The organism is Microbacterium sp. X-17, from assembly GCF_039615055.1.
Genome location: NZ_JBDHNI010000007.1, coordinates 322,787 through 340,986 on the forward strand (window position 1 = coordinate 322,787; position 18,200 = coordinate 340,986).

Here is an 18,200-nt window from a genome sequence, read left to right on the forward strand (position 1 = left end):
CTGAGCGCAGGCGACGGGAGCCCTGTGACCCGGCTAGTCCTCGTCCTTCGAGCCCGCGCGCCAGCGGATGCCCGCGGCGATGAAGCCGTCCAGGTCGCCGTCGAACACCGACGCGGGGTTGCCGGACTCGTAACCCGTGCGCAGATCCTTGACGAGCTGCTGGCCGTAGAGGAAGTAGGAGCGCATCTGGTCGCCCCAGCTCGCGGTGATGGTGCCGGCGAGCTCCTTCTTCTTGGCGGCCTCCTCCTCCTTCTGGAGCAGGAGCAGGCGGGTCTGGAGGACGCGCATCGCGGCGGCGCGGTTCTGGATCTGCGACTTCTCGTTCTGCATGGAGACGACGATGCCGGTCGGGAGGTGCGTGATGCGCACCGCGGAGTCGGTCGTGTTGACCGACTGGCCGCCGGGGCCCGACGAGCGGAACACGTCGACGCGGATGTCGCCCTCCGGGACTTCGACCGCCGTGGCCTCCTCCATCAGCGGGATGACCTCCACCGCCGCGAAGGAGGTCTGGCGCTTGTCCGCCGACCCGAACGGGCTGATCCGGGCGAGCCGGTGCGTGCCGGCCTCCACCGAGAGCGTGCCGAACGCGTACGGGGCTTCGACCTCGAAGGTCGCCGACTTGATGCCCGCGCCCTCCGCGTAGGAGGTGTCCATGACCTTCACCGGGTACTTGTGCTGCTCCGCCCAGCGCAGGTACATGCGCATGAGCATCTCGGCGAAGTCGGTGGCGTCGTCGCCGCCCGCGCCCGAGCGGATGGTGACGATCGCCGAGCGCTCGTCGTACTCGCCGCTCAGCAGGGTCTGCACCTCGAGGTCGCCCAGCGTCTTCTGGAGGGACTCCAGCTCGGCCCTGGCCTCGGCGGCGGACTCCTCGTCGTCGCCCTCGTTGGCGAGCTCGATCAGCACTTCGAGGTCGTCGAGGCGGCTCTCCACCGAAGTGATGCGGCCGAGCTCGGCCTGGCGGTGGCTGAGCGCGCTGGTGACCTTCTGCGCGTTCGCCGTGTCGTCCCAGAGGTCGGGCGCCCCGGCCTTCTCGCTGAGGTCGGCGATGTCGGCGCGGAGCTTCTCGACGTTCACGACGGCGACGATGTCGGCGAGGGTCGAGCGGAGCTCCGCGATCTGCGGGGAGAGGTCTAGTTCGATCATGGCGTCCTCCAGCCTACCGGCGGAGACCGGGCGGACGCCCACCGAGCAGTTGTACTGTGTTAAGCAAATGACTTCCGACGAGCGCCCCTTCTCCTTCCGCTCCGTCGCACTCGCCGCCTTCCTGCCGACGCTGCTCTTCTCGATCGGCGAGGGCGCGATCATCCCGATCATCCCGATCGCCGCGGGCAACCTCGGCGCGACCCTGGCGATGGCGGGCTTCATCGCGTCGATGCTCATGCTCGGCGAGCTGGCGGGCGACATCCCGAGCGGCTGGGTGGTCTCCCGGATCGGCGAGCGCACCGCCATGATCGGCGCCGCCGCCGTCGCGGTGGCGGGTGTGGTGGTCTGTCTGCTCTCCCCGAACTACTGGGTGCTCATGGCCGGCATCTTCGTGGTCGGGCTCGCGACGGCGGTCTTCGCCCTGGCCCGGCACGCATTCATGACGACGTACGTCCCCGTCCGCTACCGGGCGCGCGCCCTGTCCACGCTCGGCGGCATCTTCCGCGCGGGCTGGTTCATCGGCCCGCTCGTCGCCTCCGTCGTGATCGCGGCGACAGGATCGACGCAGTCGGTGTTCTGGATCTTCATCGTGAGCTGCCTGGGCTCCGTCGTGGTCCTGCTGGTGCTCCCCGACCCCGAGCGGATGTTCGGCCCGGCGCCGACCACTCCCGGCCACGGCGGCGAGCCGCTGACCGAGGGCGAGGAGGACGCGGACGAGCGCACACGCGGGCTCTTCGCGACGATCTGGGCGTTCCGCGGCGTGCTCGCCAGGATGGGCTCCGGCATCTCCCTCGTCGCGGCCGTCCGGTCGGCGCGGACCGTGCTGATGCCGCTCTGGGCCGTCTCGATCGGGCTGAGCGAGGCGAACACCGCCCTCATCATCGGCATCGCCGGCGCCGTCGACTTCGCCCTGTTCTACGCCAGCGGCCAGCTCATGGACCGGTTCGGCCGGATGTGGAGCGTCGTGCCCTCCATGCTGGGCCTCGGGATCGGCTTCCTCGCGCTGTCGGTCAGCCACGACCTGCCCGGCGCGGTGGTCTGGTACATCGGCGTCTCGCTGTTCCTCGCGTTCGCGAACGGCATCGGCTCCGGGATCATCATGACGCTCGGGGCCGACCTGGCGCCGAAGGAGAGCCCCGCGGCGTTCCTCGGCGCGTGGCGGTTCACCGGCGACGCGGGCCAGGCGGTGGCGCCGCTCGTGGTCTCGCTGCTGACCGCGCTGGTCTCGATCGCGTTCGCGAGCGGGGTGATGGGCGTGCTCGGCCTCGTCGGCGCCGGGCTGCTCGCCCGGTTCATCCCGCGCTACATCCCGCGCCGGCCCCGGGTCGCGGACGGGCCCGCGGAGGGGCTGCCGGAATAGCGCCGGGTCCCGTACCGTTCGATTCGTATGCATACGCATCGAGCAGGAGGACGGACATGGCCGCACGGCTGGAGATCGGGATCGACACGTTCGGCGACATCACGCTGGACGGCGACGGGAATCCGGTGCCGCACGCCCAGGTGCTGCGCAACGTGGTCGCGGAGGGCGTGGCGGCCGACCAGGCCGGGCTCGACTTCATCGGGATCGGCGAGCACCACCGCAAGGACTTCTCCGTCGCCGCGCCCGAAGTGGTGCTCGCGGCGATCGCGGGCCAGACCGAGCGCATCCACCTCGGCTCGGCGGTCACCGTGCTCAGCTCGGACGACCCGGTCCGGGTGTTCCAGCGCTTCGCGACCCTCGACGGCGTCTCGAACGGCCGAGCGGAGGTCATCCTCGGCCGCGGCTCGTTCATCGAGTCGTTCCCCCTGTTCGGCTTCGACCTCGGCCAGTACGAGGAGCTCTTCGACGAGAAGCTCGACCTGTTCGCCGCCGTCCGGCAGCAGGAGCCGGTGACCTGGAACGGCACACTGCGACCGCCGCTCACCGAGCAGTCCGTCTATCCCCCGGTCGAGCACGGCCTCCTGAAGACCTGGATCGGCGTCGGAGGCAGCCCGGAGTCCGTGGTCCGCGCCGCGCGCTACGGCCTCCCGCTCATGGTCGCGATCATCGGCGGCGGCCCGATGCGCTTCCAGCCGCTGACCCAGCTCTACCGCAACGCGCTGGAGCAGTTCGGCCAGGACACCGACCTCCCGATCGGCGTGCACTCCCCCGGCTTCGTCGCCGAGACCGACCAGGAGGCCAAGGACCTGCTCTGGCCGCACTGGGAGGCGATGACGAACCGGATCGGCCGTGAGCGCGGCTGGCCGCCGGCGACCCGCGCGCGCTTCGAGCACGAGGCGGCGGAGGACGGCGCCCTCGTCGTCGGCTCGCCGGAGACGGTCGCGCAGAAGATCGCCTACGCCGCGCGCGGCCTCGGCCTCACCCGGTTCGACGTCAAGCTCAGCAACGGCACCCTCGGCCACGACCACCTCCTGCGGGCCATCGACCTGCTCGGCCGCGAGGTCGCGCCGCGCGTGGATGAGCTATTGTCGTAGCCGCGCGCAGCGCGACCGCGGGAGTGGTGAAACTGGCAGACACGCAGGATTTAGGTTCCTGTGCTTCACGGCGTGAGGGTTCGAGTCCCTTCTCCCGCACCTCATCGTCCATCCACGGGATGAACACCGGCCGCATTCAGTGGGTCCACAGGGTGATGTTCGGCGGGAGTGCCCTGATTCGCACGGTTCGCGCAGGTTGCGCCCACTAAACTCGGGGCTGAATCCGCCACCCGAAACCCTGGAGACACGTGATCCATCACGCCGGCCTCATCCCCTGGCTCGACCCCAACACGATCATCGCCGCGGCCGGCCCGTGGGCGCTGCTCGTGGTGTGCGGCATCGTGTTCGCCGAGACGGGCCTCCTGGTCGGCTTCCTGCTGCCCGGCGACACCCTGCTGGTGATCTCCGGCCTGCTCACCCACACCTCGCGCGTCTTCGGCGTCGACATCTGGTGGGTGTGCCTGGCCATCTCGTTCGCGGCGTTCCTCGGCGGCGAGGTCGGCTACCTGATCGGGCACAAGGCCGGTCCGCGCGTGTTCGAACGCAAGGAGACCGGCCTGTTCAGCATGGAGAACGTGCGCCGCACCAACGCGTTCTTCGACCGGTTCGGCGCGCTCGCGGTCATCCTGGCGCGGTTCGTCCCGATCGTGCGCACCTTCGCGCCGGTCGCCGCGGGCGTCGGGCACATGAACTACAAGAAGTACTCCCTCTACAACGCGATCGGCGCACTGCTCTGGGGCGCGGGGCTCACCCTCTTCGGCTTCCTCATCGGCTACATCCCGCCGATCGCGAACTTCGTCACGCACTACATCGACCTGATCCTCATCGGCGCGGTGGTGATCACGCTCATCCCGACGCTGTTCCACTACTTCCAGTCGCTGCACAAGGCGAAGAAGAAGCGCCTGGAGGCGGAGGCCGAGGCCGACGTCACCGAGCCGCGCCCCACGCCTGACGCCTGACGCCGAGGGGCACGTAAACGCCCCTAAAACCGCGGTTTAGGGGCGTTTACGTGCCCCTCGGCGGTGGCTCAGCGGTGGAACTCGTCCTCGTGCGCAGCGTGCTCGGCCGGCTCCAGCTGGAACGTCGAGTGCTCCACGTCGAAGTGCTTCGCCAGGCAGCCGGAGAGCTCGTCCAGCAGCTCGCCCGTGGCGCCGGAGCGGAACACGCCGGCGTCGACCACGACGTGCGCGGTGAACACCGGCGCGCCCGAGGTGATCGCCCAGACGTGCACGTCGTGCACCGCGACGACGCCGGGGGTGCCCAGGATGTGGTCGCGGATCTCCGCGACGTCCGTGTCCGCGGGCGCCGCCTCGCTCAGCACGCGCACCACATCGCGCAGCAGGAGCACCGCGCGCGGCACGATGAACGCGGCGATCAGCAGCGACGCGATGGCGTCGGCGGGGGCGAAGCCGGTGAACATGATCACCAGCGCCGCAACGATGACGGTCAGCGAGCCGATCAGGTCGCCGAACACCTCCAGGTAGGCGCCGCGCATGTTGATCGAGTGATCGGCGGCGGGACGCAGCAGCAGCAGCGCGCCGAGGTTCGCGACCAGGCCGATGACGGCGACCACGAGCATCGGGCCGGACTGGACCTGCGCCTCCCCCGACACGAGCCGCCCGATCGCCCCGACGGTCACGAACACCGCGACCACGACCAGGATCAGCCCGTTGATGAGGGCGCCGAAGACCTCAGCCCTGCGGTAGCCGAACGTCTGCCGGTCGGTCGCCGGGCGGGCCGCCACGATGGTGGCCATGAGCGCGACGACCAGGCCGGTCAGGTCGCTCAGCATGTGGCCGGCGTCGGCGAGCAGCGCGAGCGAACCGCTCAGCCACGCGCCGACCACCTGGACGACGAGCACCGCGGCGACGATCCCGATGGCGATCAGGAGCCGGTTGCGGTTGGCGGAGTGGCCGTGGTCGTGACTCATGGTTCTTCTACGGTATGTCGAAGTCGTCGCGGTGTGCCAGCGCGGCGGCTAGATAGAAATGAGTGCCGTTCTCATTCTCACCGCACGGCGCTCAGCGCGCGTGCGCGACCAGCTCCCGCAGCGCTGGGACGATGGCGGCGAAGGCCCGCGAGCGGTGGCTCTCGGCGTTCTTGACCTCCGGTCCGAGCTCCGCCGCGGTGGCGTCGTGCCCGTCCGGCACGAAGATCGGGTCGTAGCCGTGGCCGTGCTCGCCGCGCGCCTCGTGCGCGATGCGGCCGGGCCAGAGCCCCTCGACCACGGCCTCCGCTCCGTCCGGCGACACCAGCGCCAGCGTCGCGGTGAAGTGCGCGGCGCGCGAGCCGTCCGGGAGGTCGGCGAGCTGGTCGAGCAGCAGCCGGAGGTTGGCCTCCGCGTCGCCATGCCGCCCCGCCCAGCGCGCCGAGAAGATCCCGGGCGCACCGCCCATCGCGTCCACGCAGATGCCGGAGTCGTCGGCCAGCGCGGGCAGCCCGGTGTGTGCGGCCGCGGCGCGCGCCTTGATGAGCGCGTTCGCCTCGAAGGTCACGCCGTCCTCCACCGGCTCCGGTCCGTCATAGCCGACGATCTCGAGCCCCGGGACGGCGTCGCCGAGGATCTGCTGGAACTCCCGCGCCTTGTGCCGGTTGTGGGTGGCGAGGACGACGCGGACCATCAGCCCTCGATGCCGAGCGCCGACGACTCCAGCGCCGCGCGCTGCACGGCGGCCAGCTCGGTCGTGCCGCCGAGCGCGAGGTCGAGGAGCGAGTTGAGCTCGCCGCGGTCGAAGGGCGCGCCCTCGGCCGTGCCCTGCACCTCCACGAACAGGCCGCGGCCGGTGACGACGACGTTCATGTCGGTCTCGGCGCGGACATCCTCCACGTAGGCCAGGTCGAGCATCGGCGTGCCGTCGATGATGCCGACGGACACAGCGGACACCGAGTCGATCAGCGGGGTGGCCTTCTGGCCGATGAAGCGGTGGTCGCGGCCCCACTCCAGCGCGTCGGCGAGCGCCACGTAGGCGCCGGTGATCGCGGCGGTGCGGGTGCCGCCGTCGGCCTGGAGCACGTCGCAGTCGATCACGATCGTGTTCTCGCCGAGCGCCTTCATGTCGACCACCGCGCGGAGGCTGCGGCCGATCAGGCGGCTGATCTCGTGGGTGCGGCCGCCGATCCGGCCCTTGACCGACTCGCGGTCCATGCGCTCGTTCGTGGAGCGCGGCAGCATCGCGTACTCGGCGGTCACCCAGCCCTTGCCCTTTCCGGTCATCCAGCGCGGCACGCCGTTCGTGAAGGAGGCCGTGCAGAGCACGCGCGTGTTGCCGAACGAGACGAGCGCTGAGCCTTCGGCCTGCCGGCTCCAGCCGCGCTCGATCGTGACGGGCCGGAGCCCGTCGGGGGTGCGGCCATCGGCGCGGGTGATGTCGGTCACAGTTCTCTCCTCGGTCGGAAACGGCGGTCGTGGGTCAGAGCGGGAGGTCGATCACGCCGGTGTGCACCAGGTCGACGCGGAAGATCTCCGGGCCGATGAACCGGTGCGCGAGGCGCAGGAAGTAGTCGGTGTCGTCCCCCGTCGCCTCGTAGCGGATGCTGGGCGGCGTGGTCTCCGTGCGCTCCAGGCCGCGGCTGACGAGCGTGCGGTAGACGTCTTTGGCGGTCTCGGTGTCGCTGGAGACGAGGGAGACGCCCTCGCCCATGACGTACGAGATGGCTCCCTTGAGGAACGGGTAGTGCGTGCAGCCGAGCACCAGCGTGTCCACGTCGGCCTCGCGCAGCGGCTGGAGGTACTCGGCGGTGACGCGCAGCACCTCCTCGCCGCTTGTGATGCCGGCCTCCACGAACTCGACGAAGCGCGGGCAGGCCTGCGTGAAGAGCTGCAGCGACGGAGCGGCGGCGAAGGCGTCCTCGTAGGCGCGCGACGAGATCGTGCCCACCGTGCCGATGACGCCGACGCGGCCGGTCCTGGTCGCGGACACCGCACGGCGGACGGCGGGCTGGATGACCTCGATCACCGGAACGGAGTAGCGCTCGCGCGCGTCCCGCAGCATCGCGGAGGACGCGGTGTTGCAGGCGATCACGATCAGCTTGACGCCCTGGTCGACCAGGAAGTCGAGGACCTCCAGCGAGTAGCGGCGCACGTCCGCGATCGACTTCGGCCCGTAGGGCGAGTGTGCAGTGTCGCCGACGTAGAGCAGCGACTCGTTCGGGAGCTGGTCGCGGATGGCCCGGGCGACGGTGAGCCCGCCGACCCCCGAGTCGAAGATCCCAATCGGCGCATCCGTCACAGCAGTCCAGCCTACCCGTCCGCGCCGTGGCTAAGGTGGAGCCGTGACCGAGTCCTCCGCGCTCCTGACCGACCGCTACGAGCTCACGATGCTCGACGCCGCGCTGCTCAGGGGCACGCACGACCGCGAGAGCGTGTTCGAGGCGTTCACCCGCCATCTGCCCGCCGGCCGCCGCTATGGCGTCATCGCGGGCACCGGGCGGCTGCTGGAGCTGATCGAGCGCTTCCGCTTCGGCGACGCCGAGCTGGAGTACCTGCGCGACAACGAGGTGGTGCGCCAGGAGACCCTCGACTGGCTCGCGGACTTCCGGTTCTCCGGCACGATCCGGGGCTACCGCGAGGGCGAGGTGTACTTCCCCGGCTCGCCGTTCCTGATCGTGGACGCGCCGTTCGCGGAGGGGGTGATCCTGGAGACGCTCATCCTCAGCGTCTTCAACTACGACTCCGCCGTCGCGTCCGCCGCGGCCCGGATGGTCACCGCCGCCGCCGGGCGCCCGCTCGCCGAGATGGGCTCGCGCCGCGCCAACGAGCGCAGCGCCGTCGCGGCGGCGCGGGCCGCGTACATCGCGGGCTTCGGCGCGACCTCCAACCTGGAGGCCGGCCGCACCTGGGGCGTGCCGACGATGGGCACGGCGGCGCACGCGTTCACCCTGCTGCACGACAGCGAGGAGGACGCCTTCCGCGCGCAGGTCGCGGCGATGGGGCCCGGCACGACGCTGCTGGTCGACACCTTCGACGTGGAGCGCGCGATCGAGACGGCGGTGAAGGTCGCCGGCCCGGAGCTGGGCGCCGTCCGCCTCGACTCGGGCGACCTCCCGAAGCTCGTCCGCCAGGTGCGCGAGCAGCTCGACCGGCTCGGCGCGACCCGCACGCGCATCACGGTGACGAACGACCTGGACGAGTTCACCATCGCGGCGCTGTCGTCGTCGCCCGTCGACTCCTACGGTGTCGGGACGTCGGTCGTCACCGGGTCGGGGTCGCCGGCCTCCGGGATGGTCTACAAGCTCGTCGCGCACCGCGGCGACGACGGCGACTGGGTGCCGGTGGCCAAGAAGTCGGACGGCAAGCCGAGCATCCCCGGCCGCAAGCACCCGGTGCGCCGGCTGGACGCGTCGGGGCACGCGGTCGCGGAGGTCGTCCACATCGTGGAGGCCGGCGACGTCCCCGACGACACCGGCCGCGACCTCCTCGTCCCGCTGGTCACGGACGGCGAGCCGCACCGCGAGCACCTCGGCCCGGATGGCACGGCCCGGGCGCGCGAGCACCGCGCGAGCGCCATGCGGGAGCTGCCGGACGAGGCGTTCCGGCTGGGCAGGGGCGACCCGGTGCTGCCGACGATCTTCGGCTGAGCGCCCTACTCGTCCAGCTTCACTCGTCCCCAGCTTCTCGTAGATCTCCTTGCAGGTGGGGGCAGACCGGAAACTTCTCCGGGTCGCGGCCCGGGGTCCACATGAGGCGACGGCGGTCGAGATCCGCGACGCCAGGACGCAGGTGGGCACGACGAGCAGCGCTGAGAGCACGGCGAGCACCGCGTGCCCGTCGGCGACGTACGGCGAGAGGCGCGCCACCACCAGGGCGCCGAACACCACGACGACCGTCCACGATGCCGTGGACCAGCGCCAGCACCAGGTAAGGCACGCAAGATCGCCATTCTGGTCACGCAATCCGGCACCTCAGCACGCAATGTAGCCCCGTGGCGTACGCGATTTGCCCAGTTGGCATATCGCCGCACGGGTCTCAGCACATCTACTGAAGGGGCGCACCGGCGGCGAGCAGCCCGCGCATATCGGTGGCATTGGCGCCACCGAGAAGGAGGCAAGGTGAGCAATTGCAAGGCGAATCACCGATTCCGCGGAGGACGGAGAACATCGTTCGGGTTGGGGGCGGTGCTGACAGTGGCCGTGACGGTCGCGCTTTCGGTGGTGACTCCCGCTGAAGCCGCGAATTGGTGGACGTGGCGGTCGAGTTCCGCCAACAGCGCCAACGGAACCTGGTATGGGGTTAACACGGGCGCTCAGTACAACCAGGCACGGGTTCGCACCTACACCGACCAAGCCAACGCGGAGGTGTTCACGGCTGGAGTGGGGACCTCTTCGGCTCCTGCCCAGGTGATTCAAACCTTCGGCGGATATCGCACGGTGTCGGCCCAATGCCGATGGGTCACCGGACTTGTACCACAGGGAACGCGCTACGGGATGGTCGACTGCGCGCTTGGCTTCTGACCGAAAAGGACCACAAAGCATGAACAAGACAGCTTTCATTTCGACTCTCGCAGCCGGGACCTTGGCTTTGGGCCTGGGATTCGTGATCGTGACCAACACCAGTCAGCCGAAGGCGGTTGCCGCCGACGCAATCGACCCGGCAATGACCCAAGCGCTCTCGCCACGACTCCAGCAGTCGCAGGCAACTACCGACGCGCTACCGAAGTTCCTTCAGGCCGGCACCCAAGAGCTGCCCGGTATCCAAGCCAGCAGCGTGCGACAGCTCGGTGAGACCGAGGACGCTCAATTCTGGCTTGGAATCAACGAAAATGGCGAGACCTGCCTCATCAACCTGCTCTCAGGTCCTGACCAGCTTGCCTCGATGACCTGCCAGACCGCAGCCGTGGTCTGGAAGCAGGGCTTGGCGCTCCAGGTCGACACCAAAGCCGGAAGTGTGCGGGCATATTTCCTGCCGACCGGATACGCCACCGAGATCGACGGTTACGTCAAAGTCGGCGACCAGCTGCTCGTGGGTCACCCGAGCCAAGCGTCCAAGACGATCACCGTAGCCCCCGCAGGGAAGTCGCGAGCGATGCGGTCGGCTGACGGCGTGAGCTTCGGTAGCGCCCCGCTCGAACTGCCGTGGATGCCGGCCCCGCAATACGGGAACGGCAACTGATGTCGGCGTCCGCGCAGACCACAACACACGGAAACAGGTGGCGCCCCGCGCTGCTGTCAGCTCTCGCCGTGCCGGTGGTGTTCCTGTTGGCGCTCGGCCACCCGTTGGAGGTGAGCGCCGCGGGCACCAGCTACTACAAGGGTGACAGCGCCCACGGGGTCTGGCGCGGTAGCCCCACCGTCTCCACCACCGGAAACGCGGCACAGTCCCAATTGAACGCGGCAACCGTCACCGTCGACAACGGCGCATCAGCCACCAGCGGGCAGAGCGCCGCGACCCAGACCTACAGCAGGCGCTCCGTCCCCGTCTACTGCCGATGGACACACCCAGCATTCACCAAAAACACCGCCCCACTGAGTTGCCAGATCACCAAGTGACACCCGCTGGGGCGCCTTACCCTGGTAATAGCGTCCGGACTTCTTTCACAGCTCCGGGCCCCATCCGATCGACGGTTGGAGAACGATGATCTGGAAGCGAATCGGGCACGCGCTCCTCACTACCGGCCGTATTCTTTTGATCGTCCTCGGCCGAATCGGAGCGGTACTCATGATCCTCGGCAGTGGGCTCAAGGGCGGCCACAGCGCAGACGAACAAGCCCGGGCGCTCTACATGCCCCGCAAAGATTACCGCCCCTGACCGCCCCGCCGAAGCGGCGGCTGGGCGGCTGGCGTTGCGCCCCGCGCGCTTCCCGGCATCGGCGTAGTGACCAGAACTGCCCGGACGAGGCGTTCCGGCTAAGCGGCGGCGACCCGGTGCTGCCGACGAACTTCGGCTGAGCGCCCTACTCGTCCAGCTTCACTCGTCCCGCAGCTTCTCGTAGATCTCCTTGCACGTGGGGCAGACCGGGAACTTGTCCGGGTCGCGGCCCGGGGTCCACATCTTGCCGCACAGCGCCTTGACGGGCTTGCCGGTCATCGCGGACTCCAGGATCTGCTCCTTCTTCACGTAGTGCGAGAAGCGCTCGTGATCGCCCGGCTCGGAGTTCTGCGGAGTCTCCCGGACATCGGGCCGCTCCATGGTGGAGGTGCCACCGCCGCCCGGCTCGCCGCCGGGTTCGAGGATGCTGGCGTCGTTCATCGTCCCAGTCTAGGCACGTCGTCCTGGCACGTCGCTCAGTCGTTGCGGTTGGCGAACGCCATCAGCTCCGGGCCGCGCTTGTCGAACGCCCGCGCACCCGCCCACAGTCCGCCGCCGAGCGCGGCGAAGCCGACCAGCACCGACGCGATGGGCGAGATGCCGAGCCAGAACGGGTTGACGGTCAGGCCGAGGACGAGGAAGACGATCGCGGGCGACGCCAGGATGATGATCGCGAAGAAGCTGAACGCCTGCGCGAGAGCGGCCGACGCGCCGGAGTTCTGCGGCTGCATGAACGCGCTGTCGCCCGGCTTGGTCGCCGGGTACGGGAACAGCGCGGAGAACGCGCTCGACAGGCCGAGGCCGATCACCAGGATGGACCCGCACAGCGCGGCGACCGCGGGCAGCACGGCCCAGTCGCCGTACACCGCGGCGGTGACGATCGAGCCCAGCACGATGACCGGGATGCCGATGAGCACCGGCGGAAACATCCTCCCGAGCCGGTCCGCGATGCCGCGCGTTCCCGACACCAGGTGCAGCCAGACCGCCGTGCTGTCGAACGCGACGTCGTTGTGGATGGTCCAGCCGAGGAACAGGCAGACCAGCGGCAGCGGCACCAGGGAGGCGAAGTGGATCGGGAGGCCGCCGAGCGCGAGCGCCACGACCACGAACACCGGGATGACCGGCACCACCACCAGGGCGACCCAGTAGCGCGCGTCCCTCCCCCAGTAGGTCATCGAGCGCGCGGCGATCGCGGCGGTCGGACCGCCGGGGAGCCGGGCGAACCAGCCGAGGCCGTGGTGGTCGCGCACGCGCTCCTCCCGCTCCGGCGCGACGAGCACCAGTGCGACGAGGGTACGCCAGACCAGCCAGAGCACGCCGACGGTCGCGACGGCGATCAGGAACTGCACGAACGCCGCTCCCCCGTCGCCCTCGGCTGCGGCGCCCGGCATGCTCCAGACCGCGCCGAGCGGGGTCCACTGCAGCCAGCCGGCGAAGCCGTTCAGGGTACCGAGTCCGTCGCGGCCCCAATCGACCGTGAGCAGGAGGATCAGCACAGGGGCGATGAGCACCAGGGCGAGGATCGCCATGACGCCGCCGGCCTCCTTCGACCGGCGCGGCGGGACCAGGAGCGACGCGATCGCCGTCGAGATCCGCGACGCGAGCACGCAGGTGGCCACGACGATCAGCGCCGACAGCACGGCGAGCACCGCCGCGCCGGGGTCGCGGGACCAGGTGACGACCGTGCCGAGCGAGCAGACGAACAGCACGATGGCGGGGACGCCGACCAGTGCGGCGAGGGCGAGGCCGCGGGCGAGCTCCCGCTCCGGGATGCCGAAGAGCGCGAACTTGCGCGGGTCGAGCGCGTCGTCCACGCCGAACAGCAGCGGCAGGAGGAGGAAGCCCGCGACGACGATCGAGCCGACGACCACGAGCACGCCGTGCACGTCGGCGACGTCCGGCGCGAGGCGCGCCGCCGCCAGGGCGCCGAACACCAGCACGATCGTCAGGATGCCGTACCCGAGCGCCAGTACCAGGCCGGCCACCTGCCAGGGGCTGCGCCGGAACGAGTTGCCGAGGAGCGCGAGCCTCAGTCGGAAAAGCTGTGCAACCACTCCATGCCCTCCGCCGCCTTGCGTCCGCCCGCCAGGTCGACGAACCGCTCCTCCAGGGTCTGCTCTCCGCGCACCTCGTCGATGGTCCCGGCCGCGAGCACCTGGCCGCGGACGATGATGGCGACGCTGTCGCAGACGCGCTCGATCATGTCCATGCCGTGGCTGGAGAGCACGACGGTGCCGCCCGCCGCGGTGTAGCGCTGCAGGATGTCCACGACGTTCGCGGCGGAGACCGGGTCGACGGACTCGAAGGGCTCGTCCAGCACCAGCAGGCGCGGCGAGTGGATCATGGCGGCCGCGAGCGCGATCTTCTTGGTCATGCCCGCGGAGTAGTCGGCGACCAGCCGGTCGAGGGCGTCGGCGATGCCGAAGGCGTTCGCGAGGTCGGCGGTGCGCGCGTGCACCGTCTTGGCCGAGAGCCCGCGCAGCGTGCCGGCGTAGTGCAGGAACTGCGCGCCGGTGAGGCGGTCGAACAGGCGCAGCTTGTCGGGGAGGACACCGATGACGTGCTTGGCGCGCACCGGCTCGGTCCAGGCGTCGACGCCGTGCACCACGATGCGGCCCTCGTCGGGACGCAGCAGCCCGGTGATCATCGACAGCGTCGTGGTCTTGCCGGCGCCGTTCGGGCCGACGATGCCGTAGAAGGAGCCCTCGCGCACATCCAGCGACACGCCGTCCACGGCGACGATCGAGCCGTAGCGCTTGCTGAGCCCGTGGACCGTGAGCACGCTCGGCCGCGTGTCGACGGCCGGCGCCGGACGGACCGGCTCAGGAGGCTCGGCGACGGCGGGGACCGTCTCGACCACGGCCTTCACCGTGCGCGCCTTCGTCGTCTTCGCGGCGGTCGTGCGCTTGCGCGGCGTCGGCGTGCGCGTGCTCGATCCGGCGGCGGCGGCCGCCGTCTTGGGCTGTGTGCGCTTGGCCGCAGGGCGCGCCGAGGGCGCCGCCTGCTCCGGCTCGGACTGCGCGATCTCGGACATCCGCTCCCCCTCGTGGTCCCCCCGGGATTCGGGCGCGCCGGACTCCGGATCGGTGCTGCTGCCGGGTCGCGCGCGCTCGAAACTCACCACGCAACCGTACCAAGACAGAACCGCTTGCGTACCCCCCGACGGGTGACCTCGCAGTCCCGGCCTCAGGCTTCTCAGGCTGCCTAGGAAAGTCCTGTGAGGAACATAACGACCGCACAACGACCCACGTCAACCCCTGCCCCCGGATGAGGGCCGCCGGTATTCTGGTGCAGGCATGAAGGCGTGTCGAAACACGTAAAGCGTGAATGAACTCCCGGTGACATCCCGGGAGTGGCGGGCGCCGAAGCCCCGCAGCATCACACCCACACGGGGTTCGCGCGGATTCAAGGAGAAGATTGTGACGACCCAGGTAGTGATCCTCGCGGCGGGCATGGGCAGCCGCCTCGGCCGGAGCCTCCCCAAGCCGCTGACGGAGCTGAACGACGGCCGCACCATCATGCAGCAGCAGTTCGACAACATCCACGCCGCGTTCGGCAAGGACGTCACGGTCACGATCGTCGTCGGCTACAAGCTCGAGCACATCATCGAGGCGTTCCCGGACGCCGAGTTCGTCTACAACGAGCAGTACGACCAGACCAACACCTCCAAGAGCCTTATGCGCGCCCTGCAGGCCTCCGGCCCCGGCGGCGTGCTCTGGATGAACGGCGACGTGGTCTTCGACCCGGCCGTCCTCGTCCGCGGCGCCGCGATGGTGGCCCGCGACCAGACCTTCGTTACCGTCAACACCTCGTCGGTCGCCGACGAGGAGGTCAAGTACACCACCGGCCCCGAGGGCTACATCCACGAGCTGTCCAAGACCGTCAAGGGCGGGCTGGGCGAGGCCGTCGGCATCAACTACATCTCCAGCAAGGACAAGGCCGCCCTGCTGCGCCAGCTCCAGCGCGTCGCCGACCAGGACTACTTCGAGCGCGGCATCGAGCTCGCGATCGAGCAGGACCGCCTGCTGGCCGAGCCGGTCGACATCTCCGACCTGTACGCCGTCGAGGTGGACTTCCAGGAGGACCTGGAGCGCGCGAATCTTTTCGTATAGTCGTAGGGCCGCGTGACGCGAACACGCAGCCAGCGATCAATACGATAGGTTCCCGTGACCACTACCTCCGCCGATCTGCGCCCCGCGCAGCGGACGCGCTCCGCCCGGTACCGCCACTCCCTGTGGCTGTTGACGGTGCGCGACCTGCGCGTCCGCTACTCGACCAGCGCGCTGGGCTACCTGTGGTCGATCCTCGATCCGCTCGTCATGAGCGCGATCTACTGGTTCGTCTTCACGGTGATCTTCCACCGCAACGTCGGCGAGAACCCCTACATCGTGTTCCTGCTCGCGGCGCTGCTGCCGTGGATGTGGTTCAACGGAGCGGTGTCCGACAGTACGCGGGCGTTCATCCGCGAGGCGAAGCTGATCCGCTCCACGATGATCCCCCGCACGATCTGGGTGAACCGCATCGTCACCGCCAAGGGGATCGAGTTCCTGCTCTCGCTGCCCGTGCTCGCGATCTTTGCGATCGTGACCGGCGCGAAGGTGAACGTCGACATCCTGCTCTTCCCGCTGGCCGTCCTCATCCAGGTGGTCCTCACGGTCGGCGTCGGGCTGATCGTCGCGCCGCTCGTGGTGTTCTTCCGCGACCTGGAGCGCGCCGTGAAGCTCGCGCTGCGATTCCTCTTCTATGCGTCGCCGATCATCTACAGCGCCCGCGACCTCCCGGGCGGCTGCGGCCCGGGAGTGGCCGCCAAGCACTGCGCCGCGTACGTCGCCGCGAACCCGGGCACCCAGACGGAGACGCTGTTCTCCCTCCACTTCTGGTCGGCGTTCAACCCGCTCACCGGCATCTTCAGCCTCTACCGGTCGGCGTTCTTCCCGGAGGAGCTGGACTGGTACCTGGTGATCGTCGCCGCGCTGATGTCGCTGGTGCTGCTCGGCGTCGGCTGGCTCGTGTTCAAGCGCTTCGAGCGCGACGTCCTGAAGGAGATCTAGGTGTCAGCCGTCATCGACGTCTCCGGCCTCGGCGTACGGTTCAAGCGCAACCGCGGAGCCCGTCGCTCGTTCAAGGACCTGTTCGCCGGGCGCAAGCGCCGCGCCCGTCCCGACGACTTCTGGCCGCTACGGAACGTGTCGTTCCGCGTCGCGCCGGGCGAGGCGATCGGCGTGGTCGGCCGCAACGGCCAAGGCAAGTCGACCCTGCTGAAGCTCGTCGCCGGAGTGCTGCTGCCCGACGAGGGCACGGTGAAGGTCACCGAGGGCGTCGCCCCCCTCATCGAGATCACCGGCGGCTTCGTGGACGACCTCACCGTGCGCGACAACGTCTACCTCACGGCCGGGCTGCACGGGATGACCAGGCCGCAGATCGACGCGCGGTTCGACGAGATCATCGCGTTCGCCGAGATCGGCGACTTCGTGGACACGCCGTACAAGCACCTCTCCAGCGGCATGAAGGTCCGGATCGCGTTCGCGGTGATCGCGCAGCTGGAGGAGCCCGTGCTGCTGGTGGACGAGGTGCTCGCGGTCGGCGACCGGGGTTTCCGGGAGAAGTGCTACGCGAAGATCGAGGAGCTCCTCGCCAGCGGCCGCACCCTCTTCTTCGTCTCGCACAACGAGAAGGACCTGCGCCGGTTCTGCGCCCGCGGGCTCTACCTCGACAAGGGCGGCCTGGTGCTGGACGGGCCGATCGACGAGGTGCTCGACCTCTACAACCACGATTACGGGGCGTAGAAAACTCCTGGTCGTAGCGGGTTTCTTTCCGGGATGAATGTCCTCCACGGAAAAGAATTGGCGCGAGTTATCCCCAAAAGAGGTCTGTAGACCCGATTTCCGCGCTGGGGCGTCGGAGGGGGTCGTTAACTTGGTGCGCATGAGACACGTTCGGAACCTTCGCAACCCACTCGCCCCGCTCCGCGACACGCACTACGCGTATCGCGTCCCCTGGACCGTCGATCGCAGCGGCGCGCCCCACTTCCGCCTCGTCAACACCAGCGCCGAGGAGCTCCGCGGCGTCACCGTGAGCATCGCGGGCAGCTCGTCCGTGCGGGTGAGCTCGCCGTCGTGCATCCGGCCGGGTGAGGCCGTGCGCGCCAGCCTCAGCGGCAGCGACGACCCCGCCCGCGACACGCTGCTGGTCGTGCGCTGGTTCCCGCCGGATGGGCATGAGTACCTGTGGCAGGTCAGCTTCTGAGGTGCATGCATTTTCCGAACTCCGGGCCTCAGGCTCGAATGACGGAGTGTCGAGCGCTCTGGCTCCGGAATCGGCGACCGGATAGGCATGAGGCATGCAACATGCGACGATCCCTGCCGCCTCTGCGCCGCAGCCGGCCGCGCCGTGTGCGCGGTCGGCCGCGGCTGCAGGCATGCATTTTCCGATGTCCTGGCCTCAGGCACGAATGACGCAGTGGCGCGCGCTCTGGTTCCGGAATCCGCAACCGGATAGGCAGGGAGCATGAAACAACCGCCTTCTCCTGCCGCGATCCACTTCGGAGCCAAGGTACGTAACGCACGAATCGCCCTCGGACTCAGCCAGGAGAGTATCGCCGAACTCGCCCAGATGCACGTCACCAACTACGGCAAGATCGAGAGCGGCATCGCCAATCCCAGCCTCGTCACCATGCTGCGGATCGCCAGCGTCCTCGGCACCGACATCGCGCTCCTGACCGAGGGCCTCTCGCGGGATGACCTGCCCGCCGAGTTCGACGTCCTGTCGGCGGACGAGTTCCTGCGGGAGCGCGACAGACGACGCTGAGGGTCGATCGCGTCGGGCGGCCTGGTCGCAGCGGCGTGGAGGCATACAC

19 protein-coding genes, 1 tRNA gene and 1 pseudogene are annotated in these 18,200 nt (G+C 69.5%); 12 read left to right on the plus strand and 9 right to left on the minus strand.

Translation table 11 applies throughout. The features are described from left to right. Positions 1–33: 33 nt before the first annotated feature. Positions 34–1,146 (minus strand): peptide chain release factor 2, encoded by a 1,113-nt coding sequence (prfB, locus tag ABCS02_RS30585; RefSeq protein WP_345839481.1) that lies wholly within the window; start codon positions 1,144–1,146, stop codon positions 34–36. Between the two features lie 67 nt (positions 1,147–1,213). On the opposite strand from prfB, the gene ABCS02_RS30590 reads away from it, so the two are divergent. The 4 genes from ABCS02_RS30590 to ABCS02_RS30605 all read left to right on the plus strand — a co-directional run bounded on the left by ABCS02_RS30590 (position 1,214) and on the right by ABCS02_RS30605 (position 4,559). Further along, positions 1,214–2,506 (plus strand): MFS transporter, encoded by a 1,293-nt coding sequence (locus tag ABCS02_RS30590; protein WP_345839482.1) that lies wholly within the window; start codon positions 1,214–1,216, stop codon positions 2,504–2,506. 56 nt (positions 2,507–2,562) lie between these two features. Then, positions 2,563–3,600, plus strand: a complete 1,038-nt coding sequence (locus ABCS02_RS30595; RefSeq protein ID WP_345839483.1) for an LLM class flavin-dependent oxidoreductase — start codon at positions 2,563–2,565, stop codon at positions 3,598–3,600. A 17-nt stretch (positions 3,601–3,617) separates the two neighbouring features. Then, positions 3,618–3,699, plus strand: a tRNA-Leu gene (locus ABCS02_RS30600). A gap of 149 nt (positions 3,700–3,848) precedes the next feature. Next, positions 3,849–4,559 (plus strand): VTT domain-containing protein, encoded by a 711-nt coding sequence (locus ABCS02_RS30605; RefSeq protein ID WP_345839484.1) that lies wholly within the window; start codon positions 3,849–3,851, stop codon positions 4,557–4,559. 68 nt (positions 4,560–4,627) lie between these two features. Here the strand turns inward: ABCS02_RS30605 and ABCS02_RS30610 are convergent, their stop codons facing one another. The 4 genes from ABCS02_RS30610 to murI form a co-directional block, all read right to left on the minus strand. Continuing rightward, a complete protein-coding gene (locus ABCS02_RS30610; RefSeq protein ID WP_345839485.1) occupies positions 4,628–5,530 on the minus strand; it encodes a cation diffusion facilitator family transporter in 903 nt (300 codons plus the stop codon). Between the two features lie 91 nt (positions 5,531–5,621). Beyond that, positions 5,622–6,221, minus strand: coding sequence for an RdgB/HAM1 family non-canonical purine NTP pyrophosphatase (rdgB, locus tag ABCS02_RS30615; RefSeq protein WP_345839486.1), 600 nt, complete (start codon positions 6,219–6,221; stop codon positions 5,622–5,624). After that, on the minus strand, positions 6,221–6,976 hold the full coding sequence (gene rph / locus ABCS02_RS30620; protein ID WP_345839487.1) for a ribonuclease PH: 756 nt from the start codon (positions 6,974–6,976) through the stop codon (positions 6,221–6,223). Before rph ends, rdgB begins: the two co-directional genes overlap by 1 nt. A gap of 34 nt (positions 6,977–7,010) precedes the next feature. Continuing rightward, entirely contained in the window at positions 7,011–7,829 is an 819-nt protein-coding gene (murI, locus tag ABCS02_RS30625) for a glutamate racemase (protein WP_345839488.1), read from the minus strand. A 43-nt stretch (positions 7,830–7,872) separates the two neighbouring features. Here murI and ABCS02_RS30630 point away from each other — a divergent pair, with 43 nt between their 5' ends. Then, positions 7,873–9,177: a nicotinate phosphoribosyltransferase gene (locus ABCS02_RS30630; RefSeq protein ID WP_345839489.1), complete on the plus strand. Its 1,305-nt coding sequence runs from the start codon at positions 7,873–7,875 to the stop codon at positions 9,175–9,177. A gap of 30 nt (positions 9,178–9,207) precedes the next feature. Here ABCS02_RS30630 and ABCS02_RS30635 read toward each other — a convergent pair. Beyond that, positions 9,208–9,277: pseudogene (locus ABCS02_RS30635) on the minus strand (DUF3039 domain-containing protein); the annotation flags it as partial. 792 nt (positions 9,278–10,069) lie between these two features. On the opposite strand from ABCS02_RS30635, the gene ABCS02_RS30640 reads away from it, so the two are divergent. Next, positions 10,070–10,708: a hypothetical protein gene (locus tag ABCS02_RS30640; RefSeq protein ID WP_345839490.1), complete on the plus strand. Its 639-nt coding sequence runs from the start codon at positions 10,070–10,072 to the stop codon at positions 10,706–10,708. Between the two features lie 68 nt (positions 10,709–10,776). Further along, positions 10,777–11,085: a hypothetical protein gene (locus tag ABCS02_RS30645; protein ID WP_345839491.1), complete on the plus strand. Its 309-nt coding sequence runs from the start codon at positions 10,777–10,779 to the stop codon at positions 11,083–11,085. Positions 11,086–11,503: 418 nt separating this feature from the next. Here ABCS02_RS30645 and ABCS02_RS30650 read toward each other — a convergent pair whose 3' ends face one another. The 3 genes from ABCS02_RS30650 to ABCS02_RS30660 are packed head-to-tail and all read right to left on the minus strand — an operon-like array spanning position 11,504 to position 14,465. Further along, positions 11,504–11,785 (minus strand): DUF3039 domain-containing protein, encoded by a 282-nt coding sequence (locus ABCS02_RS30650; protein WP_345839492.1) that lies wholly within the window; start codon positions 11,783–11,785, stop codon positions 11,504–11,506. A gap of 35 nt (positions 11,786–11,820) precedes the next feature. Beyond that, positions 11,821–13,398 (minus strand): hypothetical protein, encoded by a 1,578-nt coding sequence (locus ABCS02_RS30655; protein ID WP_345839493.1) that lies wholly within the window; start codon positions 13,396–13,398, stop codon positions 11,821–11,823. Beyond that, entirely contained in the window at positions 13,374–14,465 is a 1,092-nt protein-coding gene (locus ABCS02_RS30660) for an ATP-binding cassette domain-containing protein (protein ID WP_345839494.1), read from the minus strand. The genes ABCS02_RS30655 and ABCS02_RS30660 overlap by 25 nt, the downstream gene beginning before the upstream one ends. Positions 14,466–14,763: 298 nt before the next feature. Between ABCS02_RS30660 and ABCS02_RS30665 the strand changes: the two genes are divergently transcribed. The 5 genes from ABCS02_RS30665 to ABCS02_RS30685 all read left to right on the plus strand — a co-directional run bounded on the left by ABCS02_RS30665 (position 14,764) and on the right by ABCS02_RS30685 (position 18,151). Continuing rightward, positions 14,764–15,456 (plus strand): phosphocholine cytidylyltransferase family protein, encoded by a 693-nt coding sequence (locus ABCS02_RS30665; protein WP_345839495.1) that lies wholly within the window; start codon positions 14,764–14,766, stop codon positions 15,454–15,456. Between the two features lie 75 nt (positions 15,457–15,531). Then, positions 15,532–16,395: an ABC transporter permease gene (locus tag ABCS02_RS30670; RefSeq protein WP_345839545.1), complete on the plus strand. Its 864-nt coding sequence runs from the start codon at positions 15,532–15,534 to the stop codon at positions 16,393–16,395. Next, on the plus strand, positions 16,396–17,130 hold the full coding sequence (locus tag ABCS02_RS30675; RefSeq protein WP_345839496.1) for an ABC transporter ATP-binding protein: 735 nt from the start codon (positions 16,396–16,398) through the stop codon (positions 17,128–17,130). A 139-nt stretch (positions 17,131–17,269) separates the two neighbouring features. Continuing rightward, positions 17,270–17,590, plus strand: a complete 321-nt coding sequence (locus ABCS02_RS30680; protein ID WP_345839497.1) for a hypothetical protein — start codon at positions 17,270–17,272, stop codon at positions 17,588–17,590. A 261-nt stretch (positions 17,591–17,851) separates the two neighbouring features. After that, positions 17,852–18,151 (plus strand): helix-turn-helix transcriptional regulator, encoded by a 300-nt coding sequence (locus tag ABCS02_RS30685; RefSeq protein WP_345839498.1) that lies wholly within the window; start codon positions 17,852–17,854, stop codon positions 18,149–18,151. The last annotated feature ends 49 nt before the right edge of the window (positions 18,152–18,200 follow it).